This is a genomic window from Acinetobacter lwoffii (genome assembly GCF_024129855.1).
Lineage (GTDB): Bacteria > Pseudomonadota > Gammaproteobacteria > Pseudomonadales > Moraxellaceae > Acinetobacter > Acinetobacter lwoffii_L.
This window is the reverse complement of record NZ_JAMXXC010000020.1, coordinates 1-11,435: the sequence shown is the minus strand read 5'-3', so window position 1 is coordinate 11,435 and position 11,435 is coordinate 1. Positions and strand designations below refer to the sequence as shown.

General features: G+C 32.5%; 5 protein-coding genes and 1 pseudogene. 5 read left to right on the top strand and 1 reads right to left on the bottom strand.

Annotated elements, in window-relative coordinates:
• Window positions 1-110: 110 nt before the first annotated feature.
• From NI465_RS12810 to NI465_RS12790, 5 genes and pseudogenes are all read left to right on the top strand, one after another.
• Window positions 111-239, top strand: a pseudogene (locus tag NI465_RS12810) (tyrosine-type recombinase/integrase); the annotation flags it as partial.
• A gap of 72 nt (window positions 240-311) precedes the next feature.
• Window positions 312-5,399, top strand: a complete 5,088-nt coding sequence (locus NI465_RS12805) for a DUF4011 domain-containing protein (protein ID WP_253145569.1) — start codon at window positions 312-314, stop codon at window positions 5,397-5,399.
• Window positions 5,368-5,688, top strand: coding sequence for a GreA/GreB family elongation factor (locus NI465_RS12800; protein ID WP_253145567.1), 321 nt, complete (start codon window positions 5,368-5,370; stop codon window positions 5,686-5,688). The genes NI465_RS12805 and NI465_RS12800 overlap by 32 nt, the downstream gene beginning before the upstream one ends.
• Window positions 5,689-5,754: 66 nt before the next feature.
• On the top strand, window positions 5,755-6,075 hold the full coding sequence (locus tag NI465_RS12795) for a hypothetical protein (RefSeq protein ID WP_253145565.1): 321 nt from the start codon (window positions 5,755-5,757) through the stop codon (window positions 6,073-6,075).
• Between the two features lie 162 nt (window positions 6,076-6,237).
• A complete protein-coding gene (locus NI465_RS12790; RefSeq protein ID WP_253145564.1) occupies window positions 6,238-6,939 on the top strand; it encodes a hypothetical protein in 702 nt (233 codons plus the stop codon).
• Window positions 6,940-7,378: 439 nt separating this feature from the next.
• Here NI465_RS12790 and NI465_RS12785 read toward each other — a convergent pair whose 3' ends face one another.
• The gene (locus NI465_RS12785; RefSeq protein ID WP_253145562.1) at window positions 7,379-10,960 is read right to left on the bottom strand and encodes an AAA domain-containing protein; all 3,582 of its coding nucleotides are present in this window, start codon (window positions 10,958-10,960) and stop codon (window positions 7,379-7,381) included.
• Window positions 10,961-11,435 lie beyond the last annotated feature (475 nt).

The following is an 11,435-nucleotide window of genomic DNA, read 5'->3' as shown; positions in this document are numbered from 1 at the left end:
TCTGTTGTTCTTTTAGGCGAAGAAACAATACCACTCGTATAAGCTAACGTTAAAAAGTTTTGATATTTAAATCCTTTAGTGGTGTTGGTGTTAAACGTGCTGTTAATGCTGTTGTTGAAGCATGTTTAGCTCATTTAAAGCAAGGTGTTAAAGGAATATACGATAAAGGTGCACACCTTGAGGAACGAAAAGAGATGATGCAGTGGTGGTCTGATGAGCTTGAATCACTATTAAAATAGCAACCGAATTGTTACTATGAGTAAAGAGATAAAAAGATTATAGCTTTGAACTTTAGGGGGTTTTAAAACTAAATGACTGAAGGTACATTAACATTCGCATATGATTCGTTAGAATCAATCCGTAAGCGTCTTTTGGATTTAAGTTCAAGAAATGCATTATTGAATTATAAATTTCCAAGAGGAAAATGCCTTCAGTTTATAGATACTACTCCAGATATTTTATTCAATGCATTGAATGAAAATAGTGTAATAGATTTACTACCCGTTCCAAAACCATCAGATTCTGAAATTAAAAAATATTATGGAATGGAGGAAAAAGATAAAGCAAGTATTAAGGATCAAACTCCTAGTGCAGAATCTTGGGCTAAACAATTGGGATATCAAACTAATTTTGAACTTGATGAAAACTGTTCAAAGGATTCACTCGTAGTTAAAGATAATAATATTTTACAGACACTATTATATCCAAAAGATTTGGAAACTAGGCTCAAGCATATAAGGCAACAGGCTCAATCCTCTATTAGCGAGACAGGTTCGAATGTTTTATATATTGCGATTGGTTTTTTAGAATGGACAGATAGTAAAGATTCAAATCTAAAACGTTTAGCACCGCTTTTCACTTTACCTGTGAAAATTGAGAAAAAGGCAAAAGCCAAACATGGGGGCTATGATAATTTTGAACTGACGATGTTAGATGAAGGGCTTTTAAGTAATATTACATTACATGAAAAATTAAAAAATGATTTCGGTTTAGAATTACCTTTGTTAGATGATGAAAGTACGCCAGAAGATTATTTTAAATTGATTGAAAAAAATATTTTAGCTCATGAAGAGGGTTGGAGTATTAAGCGCAGAGCTTGTATAAGTTTATTAAATTTTACTAAACAAGCAATGTATCAAGATTTAGATCCTGCGAATTGGCCTGAAGAGCACTCTATTGAACAACATCCAGTACTTCAGCAATTATTTAGTAAAGTAGCCAAAGAAAGTCAACATCCTAGTTTTGACTCTGAATATGAAATTGATGAAATCGAAAATATTCATGATAAATTCCCAATTATTTATGATGCAGATAGTTCACAACACAGCGCCTTAATTGATGCTGTAAAAGGTGAAAACTTAGTCATTGAAGGTCCACCTGGGTCTGGTAAATCTCAAACTATTACAAATCTTATAGCGGCTGCAATTAATGATGGTAAAAAGGTTCTATTTGTTGCTGAAAAGATGGCAGCTCTCAATGTTGTTAAAGACAGATTAGATAAGGCAGGACTAGGTGGATTTTGCCTTGAATTGCACAGTCATAAATCTAATAAATTAAAAATATTGCAAGACTTAAATGAGCAATATAAACAGTTTAAGCAGTATGCTAAACCGAACCAAATACACCTAATAAAAAATAAATTAGAGTTGTGTAAAAACAACTTGAATCAGTACGTAAGAAATATTAATAAAGAATGGGGAGACACACAGCTAACTGGACATCAAATTTTATCAAAGGCAACGTATTTTAAAAATTTATTGAATATAAATCCTGAAGAAATATTGATCGATAATTTAAATGTAAGTTCTTTGAATCAGGAAAAAATCCATAGTTATATTGATTGTGGAAATTTATTGGAAAATGCCTATATACAAACTCGCGATCAATGTACAAATAAGGAAATTTCGAAACATTATTGGTTTGGTGTTAATAAAGTTAATTTAATTGATTCAGAAAAATCAGAAATTATTAGTTCTCTTAAAGAATGGAATAAAGAGTTAAAAGCAATACAGTATTTATTTACCGAGCTTTTTTTGCTTGATGATATAAAATTAGAAGTAGTTGAAAGAGTTGTTCTTGATACAAAAAAATTACCAATTTTTGATGAAGCAGTATCTTACCATTTAATTAATGATCTAATCGAAAAAGTTGATTTACTATCTAAATATACTGATTTATATGCTGAAATAAATAAAAACCATAGTGGCATTACTGCAATATTTAGTAAAGCCTATGTAAATGAATTAAATTCTCATACAATACAGAATATTAGAAATTTGATAAATGAAAATAATACATTTGATAAAACTATTACTCTGGATGATATAGACGATTCCATAAGCAAGTTAGAGGAAATTAAAACTGCTTTATTAGATTTAAAGCCTGATATTGAGTTGATTAATAAAAATATTCCTTATGAGCTCAAGAGTGTATTTGGATACTCTGAAGAGAATTTTAGTGAAATGGAATTATTGGTAGGTCATTTAAAGAGCTTGCCATTTGATCTTCTTAAACATAGGAATGAAATATTTGACGAATCTAGTATTGATCAATTTATATTGGATTTTGAGCCTATATTTAATAAATTGCATCTAAATTATCAAGATTGTCAAAGTTTGTACAAAATAGAGAATTTACCAAGTGTAGAAGAATTAGAGCTAAATTATAAAAATATATGTATAGGTGGATTTTTTAAATATTTCACGATGCGTTGGTGGAATGCTCGTAAATTCATATTGGGTATGAATAAAAATATAAATGCGCCATTCATTGAAATACAGGATAATTTCCCAAAACTAATTGATTTCAAGAAGAATATTGATTCTTCTAATGAATTGAATGAGAAATATAAAATTTTAGGTGATATGTATGATGGAGTAAATACGCCTTTAGATGATATAAAAACATTGCGTGACTGGTATAAAGGTGTTCGCCATGAATATGGAATTGGTTTTGATGAGCGGGTGAAGATTGGTTCAGCTATTCTAAGAATAGAAAGTCATTTAGTAAAATCTATTATTGAAGAATATGACCGTAAAGTTGAGCCAAAATTAAACAAAACATTGAAGTTATTGCATGATTTTTCTGCCTTATACTCAACTAAAATTAAAAATCTATCTAACCTTCACCAAATTATTGAGGATGGTAGTGAGATTTCTCGTACTTTAATGTCTCTTAAACAATTAAAGATTGAATTCGAACCATCTTTCATTTCGAAACAAATTTCATTATCTGATATTGAGAGTGCATTGAATTTATTTGATGCTAATATGCTGAATTTATTAAAGTTTAATGAAATTAGAAGTAATAATCCTATTTTGTCAACCGAATGGAATTTTGATGACTTAATGGGTGAAATTAATAGTAAAGAAATGAATCGAGCTAAAAAAACTCTTAGTTTTTTGCATATAATTTTAGATTCGAGTGAAATTATAAAAGAGAAATTAACTCAAATTTCTGATGCAAAAAATTACCAAAATTTTAAAAGAGTTTTAGAAGAAATTTCTGATAATTTTAAGAATGAAGATATTTTTAGAATCAAATTTAAAAACTGTTCTAATATAGATGAGGATTGGCTTAATCAGTCTAAAATTTCTTTTAGTGATGTGATAATAAGAAATAATTTAGCTTTAGAGAATGAGGATTGGATATTTACATGGAGTAATTATTACACAATTAAAAATAAAGCTGAAAATTTAGGTTTAAGAAGTATCATTAAAAAGTTGGAAGATGGAGTGCTGGAGGACTGTTCAGTTGTTAATGCAGTTCAACTATCTTTGTATAGTTCTTTAGCAAAGTATATTATTAATACTGATACCTCAATTCAAAAATATAATGGGATGGAATTATCAACGATGGTTGATAATTTTAAGAATTATGATAATGAATTAGTGATTTTACAAAGAAAGCAGATCGCTAGTAATGCTGCATCATGTAATGTTCCGGTTGGTATAGCCTCTGGCAGGGTATCTGATTTAACGGAATATTCACTAATTTCTAAAGAAGCCTCGAAAAAAACAAGACATATACCAATCAGATCTTTGCTTGAGCGAGCACCTAATGCAATTCAGGCATTAAAACCTTGTTTCATGATGAGCCCTATGTCTGTAGCTCAATACTTAAAACCAGGTCTTTTTGACTTTGATTTGGTGGTAATGGATGAGGCTTCGCAAATTTTGCCAGAAGATGCGATTGGAGCATTGGCTCGAGGTAAAAGCGCAATTATTGTAGGAGATCCAAAACAATTGCCGCCAACTAGCTTCTTCAGTACATCAATAAATCTTGATGAGGCAAATGAAGATGAATTAGTTGGTGTAGAAGATGCTGAAAGTATTTTAGATTCAGTCATATCATTGTTTAAAACAAGACGCTTACGTTGGCATTATCGCTCACGCCATCAATCACTGATAGCATTTTCAAATAAACATTTTTATGATTCTGATCTTGTTTTATTTCCTTCACCCATTCAAAGTTCCCCTGAATTTGGTATTCGATACAAGAAAATATCTGGAACATTTAATTCTGGAAAAAACTATCAAGAGGCACAGAGTGTTGTAGATGAAGTATGCCAATTACTTCTTCAAGATAGAAATGAGTCAATTGGTATTGTTGCAATGAATAGCCAACAACGAGATGAGATTGAAGATCAATTAGAACTTAGACTATCTCAAGACTCTATATTGCAGGGGCTTTATGATAAAAAAATGGGATCAGATGAGCCTGTTTTTATTAAAAATCTTGAAAATGTTCAAGGTGATGAAAGAGATGTTATTGTCATATCAATGACATATGGACCTTTGCAGATTGCAGGTAAAGTTTTTCAAAGGTTTGGTCCGATTAACCAAGGTTCAGGTTGGAGACGACTCAATGTGCTGTTTACTCGCTCCAAAAAGAGAATGCATATAATTTCATCAATGAGTTCAACAGATATTTTATCATCAGAATCTAGTAGTAAGGGTGTGACTGCACTAAAAGCATTCTTAAGATATTGTGAATCTGGTTTCTTACATGAGGAAAAAGTTACAGGGAAAGCGCCTGATAGTGACTTTGAAATTGCAGTGATGAAAGCTCTTGCAACTCATGGATACGAATGTGAACCACAATTGGGAGTGGCTGGTTATTTTTTAGATATTGCTGTCAAGAACCCAAATAATCCAGGTGAATATTTATTAGCAGTTGAATGTGATGGAGCAACCTATCATTCAGCAAAATCTAGTCGAGATCGTGATCGACTACGACAACAAATTTTGGAAAGCTTAGGATGGAAAATACATCGTATTTGGTCAACAGATTGGTTTAAAAACTCGCAAGAGCAGATGCAAATTTTACTAGAAAAACTGAGTAATCTAAAACCAACTGAAGAAAAAAGTGTTTTTAAATCTGAAAATTCAGTTATCTAAGAAAGTATTAAAAGATAATCAATATTCATTAGGATTTAATCCTCTCCCAGAAGATTCAATTGATCTTGTTGAAGGAGGGGATTTAGTTAAATATGTAGATAGCAGAAATCCTGAGAAGGTGGTAAGTGTTAAAATTTCTAATAATTTTAATAATTATCAGGATGGTATAACACATTGTAATAGTCCTTTAGGACAGGTGTTACTAGGCCTTACTAAAGATGAAAGTTCAACATTGTCTTTACCAAGTGGTGATGTAAATATCACTGTAAAAGAGATTATCAAGCCATAATCTATTGAATATAAATTTTAATTTAATCAAAGTTATAAGTTAATTTTAAAGCATTAAGAGGGTAACATGCTTCATATCTGGGATATTTACGGTAAATATGTACTTTTAGAAGGGGAGTATGCACTATCTATTCAAGTTTCTATTAAAGTTGAAGCAGATGAATATGGTGAGTGTGTAGATTTTTATCATGAATATGTAAAAGTTTTAGATCAGGATAGCTTTGAAATTGAAGAAATTGGTATTTCGGTTGCACATGCATATCCGGGTAAAAAAGTAGTCGTTACTGCTTTATTACGTTTATACGATAATTCAGACTTTATCAAGGAGGCCAAATATCTTCAATTATTTGATACCGTGGCTGAAATTAAAGATATTGATGATAATTAAGAATTAGATATTTACTTAGAAGATCGTATCAGACACTATTCCCAAGTAAACCCCACATCAGAAACAGTACCTCTATTAGCTTGTAAATTAAAAACTAAAGGTGATGAAACTCTGATTAGTATTAAAGCTACATATTCTCCTGAGCCAGATGAAGATGGGCAGGTGCAGGATTTATATTTTGAATATGCACAGCTATTAGATGCAGAAGGATATGAGATAGAGGAAGCAGGTTTAAGCTTTAAAAACGCAGAACCATACAAACCGGTTACTTCAACTGCAATAGTTACTTTTTACGATAATCCAAGCCTTGTTAAGAAAATAGCATATATCCGTTTTTTTGATGCTGTGATCTCAATTCATGACCCTTATAATCAAATACATGGTATAGAGAAGCCAATTAGCAAGGTGGTAAATAAAGAAAATAATTGTTCAATTTGTGGCTCTTTGACTCTAAATACATCTGAAATTTGTAATAAGTGTGAAAATGTCTTGTCAGAAAAGAATTCTATTTCTAATAGTGTTTCCAGTCCTCTAGAAGATTTAAGTAGAGAAAAAAATTATAAAATTCAAAATGAGCAAGAATTAAATAGATGTGAGTCATGTCAATGTAAGCTTCCGATAACTGAAACTATGTGTGATTTTTGCAAGACAGCTCGGATTAAAGAAAAAATACTTGAAGAGCTGAAACAAAAAGAGGAAATAGAGAATTTAAGAACTTCTAAGAGTGAATTGAAGCAATGGCCTCAACATGCACCTCTTGATAGTCCTCCAGCCTTATTAGACGATCAAAAGAAATCTTTTAATATATGGGGGATTATTATAGTTCTTATCATTTTTGCTCTTCTTTTAAAATCTTGTTTTTAAAAAATTTTATATATAAAAACAATATTTTAGAGATTTAATTTGCTAATATTGATTAAATCTAAATAATATTTTAGATATTTCAAATAAAAAAGGCTATTTCTACAGGAAATAGCCTTTTTTTATTCAATTTTTTTCATGCCAAGATAGGCCATATTCCAATTTATAAACTGCATTTTATTGCGATTCAACCTAATTAGGAAATCATAGGTCACGAAGTTTTCATGCTCGTGTTGCATTAGCTAAATAAGTCATTTATGCCACAATAAATCATAGAAATATTGCTAACATTACATTTTCCACAAGTATAAAACTTGTTTTATATGCACTATGGTTATGCAGGATAATCTAGTAGAGCTAAACTAAAAGTTCAGTACTGAATGATTATGAATTTCCTTAAAAGGATAAGTGTGAAGATATAAGATTTTCACCCTATTTTTGTTTAGATCACATTGTGTAGGTTATGTGCCTTATAGTCTGTAATGATCTTTCTATCCATGATGATGATACTGGTCTCACGTCGTATCGCTAAATTGGTCTGTGCCATATTCTGAGTTTCATACCATTTGTAGTATGCATTAGAAAGCCAATTCCAACTGCCAATCACCAACAATCGATCATCTACTAGTAGGACCTTCTCATGAGTTCCTTGCGGAATACGGATAACATTATCTGAACCAAGTACCTTGATGTACTCTTGGACCAAGTATTGATCATTGTCATCCTTCTGATTCATTTCTAAGTTGCTGTAACCATAATAAATCCTCAAATCGATACCACGCTTCTTAGCTGCTTTGATTAGATCCAATTGTTTTTGGACTGGCGTGTTGTGAGGCTTACGAATCCATGGAACCACAATCACAATAGATTTCTCTGCATTCTCAAGGTAGAACTCAAATGCTTTGATATGTTGAGCATCATAGATGTGTTTTTCTACTGCAAAACTGATTGAGAAATCATGGTAACTTGGACTCTGGCTACCAAGCTCTAAATAGAAATCTGAAGACGTCCGTTCAGCGACTATTTTTAATGGGCCATTTGTTTGCTTAAGCTTGTGGTAGTTACCAACAACAATAAACTGCTGTTTTGCACGAGATACTGCTACGTTAAGCATGTTTGGACGTGTATTTTGGAAAGATGGACTGTCCAATTCCTCAAAGATCACTGGGCTATAAATAATCACGTCAAAACCAGTTCCTTGGAATTGGTGCACTGTGCCGATACGAGTTTCAAATTCACATCCAAGGCGTTTACCATAAGCATTCAACAATAAGCGTTTTTGATCCGCATACGGTGTAATAATGCCGATATCAGCCTTCAGGTCGTAACCAGCCTCTTCTAGTTGGTTTAATAACTCACCAATGGCACGTACTTCGTCCAGATTCGTCTTTCCGACCGATCTTGAACCATCTACATGATAGAACATCAAATGATGCCCACCAAGCGCATTGAAGGCTTTTTCGATTGATTCCTTGGGCTTGAAAGTAGCAACGCTGAGATCTTTATATTCAGCAATATCAATAAACAATTGTGCGATCGGGGTCTGGCATCGTCTATGCTCATCTAAAATGATTCCATCACCAATATCGCTGATTTCACCAGTTAAGGTTCCAGCTGCTCGGTGATACGCTGTAACCTGACCGGGACCAAGCATTTTGTATTCCTCATCATGATTAAGGAAATACTCATTGTAGATTTTTTGAATAGATGGTTTTGAGATTGTGCGAATTGGCTCTAGCTGTAGAGGATCACCAACCATCATCGCTGTGTTACTACGTGACAAGACTGGAACGAGATTTTCTACTGACACCATCCCAGCTTCGTCAAGTAATACCAAGTTCCAAGGTTTTATGCCTTTAAGCTGATCAAGTTTCTTATATCCAGACATTTTGTATGCTGAGGCTAATGTAGAAGCAACAACTGGGTACGCCAATGAAATAAGATTATAAAACTTCGTACTTTGCTTGATGAATTTACCAAAATTAGGAGTAGGTGTATTTCCACCAAGTAGCATGGCCGACCAATGAGATAAAGCCTCAATTAATTCATGTTTACGCTTCAACTGCTCTTGGTAAAGGAACTGTACAGAATCCTCAAATATCTTGCGATTTAACCCAACTGCCTTTAAACGTAATGCATCCGATAAATCCTTACATCCCTCAAAGTTTTCATTAAATCGCTTATGAGCATCTATAAATGCATTCAAATTGATTGATGCTTGATGCAGTGTATTTAATATTTCAAGCTGTTCGATTCCACGATTGAGTTTTCTTTTAAATTCACTCAACTCATCATGTCGGCTTAATACTTCATACGAAGCTAAAAGATTGATTTTAGCTGGAGAAAACATTGCAACGATCTTTAAAAATTGAAGCTTGAAGAAGTCACCAAAAGATAATGCGAACGTACCACGTACTTTTTTATTCAGCATCCAATCTGAGAATTGTGAAGGTGAGAATTTTTTAGGCCAATATGCCAATAAGTTTTTCACGCAATCCATGGCAACATGGATTTCATCAATTTGTTCTGACAATTTGTTATTTTCAAAAGTCAGTTGAGTTAATTGTTGTTCCAGAATTGTATCTGAATATCCTTTATTTTTTAACTCAGCATCTAACTTTTCACCAAGCTCCATCTGATATTTAGTTAACTCTTTACGAAGCGCGTTAGGATCAAGATTACTGTTAGGTGTAATGAATGGAACTTCGGCTTTTGTCTCTTGGAGTAGCTGATAATCATTTTGAAATTGATGGGCAATCTTATTGATTTCGCTGATACCGAAAAGAATTTCCGTAGTTAGTGAATCATATTTCTCTTTATCAAATTCATTCTTTTCAATATGAGAAATATGTGGCTCTAATCTGTTTTTTACTTCATTTTCTATCTTTTGCTTTGAACCACCATGAAACCAAAGCCAGTTTAATTCTTTTGTGAATTCATCTGCTTTTAGATCAGCAATGACGTTATCCACGGCTTTAATTGCTGTAGAGCACACTAACATATTATGATTGCGATCCTTCCCATTAATAATTGCAAGTGCACGAGCGGTAACTTGCTGGGCAATTAAGGATTTGAATAGGGTAGTTTTACCAGTGCCGGGAGCACCTTGAACTGCAATCAATGGTAATTCAGGTTTTATATTAGCCGCTTGTATTGATTGAAACTGTCCACGTCCTAATGAGTATTCACGCTCAAATAGACCATAGATTTTTGTTTGATGTACTGGACAGCTTTTAATAATCGATTGGCTATTGTTAGTTTTTCTTAAATAGGTGTTGAGCAATGGATAATTTTTTGACACATAACTTTCGCTGCTTTGATCAGTTTTTTCTAATTCTGACAGTAAATATTTAAAGTCACCAAGATCACGGTTACTACCGAAATCATCATTAACAGCTGAAAAGATTACGCCACTAGTATTTGGAGCCAAAAAGATTTGGTTGAAGTTATTGTTTTTCATTTGCAGGCGCTCATTTGCCCAACTTAAGAAACCTTCATATACCGATTTAAAGTCTGAGTGTTTGGTATCGCATAGCAAGTTAACCATATCAATGAAATTACGAGTTTCGTCAATTTGACCTATATCAACATCAAAATAATTCAGCAGTACAGAGATATTTACCTTAATACTATCGGGTAGGTTTGAGGATATATCAAAACCAGTGAATCCACCTCTTACCAAAAAATCCGAAGGGAGATCTACGATGAATAAGGGAAGATAAAATGTCTCACGATTCTTGTGCATCGTAAGCAAAGGAAATGCAAAAGAAAGCTGGTCTCGAATAATCTCTGCATTTAGATCTTCATCAAAAGTTACGTACTTTTCTTTGAGATGTGCAATTTGGATTGGATGCAATTCAACAAATACACCATGGCTATATACATTCTCAATTAAATCAGAGTCCTTAAAGATAATATTTTGGCAGTTATTAACACCAATCACAGGGATTTTGGACTTTTCACAGCCTGTAATCTCGATAAAACGCTGCCAAGCTTTAAGTAAACTCGCCTGATCTAAACTCATTGTTAACTCAAGTTATTATTTAAATAAATATTATCATATAGATAAGTGTTTATTAGGCATTAAATAAAATACATGTCTGTTATATCTACATTTGACGGAATATTTTGTGTTTTAAAAAGTGTAGTTAGTGGAAATCTTCTGTAATTTCAGCACACCTCAAAAATGAATTATTGCATCATCGCAATTATACAATCAGAGAAGAAGCACAAGGAGATATCATGTACGATATAGTTTGACTGTGATATAGAATAAAATGTATCTTATATCAAAATTAATGAATTAAATGTCAGATGTTATTTATTTAACTTATGTTTACCTAAAGTTTAGTTCATATTTGAAATTATATTTAATTGGTAATAATTTTAATAACTTAGACGATTAAATGGCTTTGTTGCACAAACCTATCTGTAAAGGCTTTTTCAGCGATATAATTTTCAAATGAAGAAGCCTACACACAAAATCTACCGCACAACCA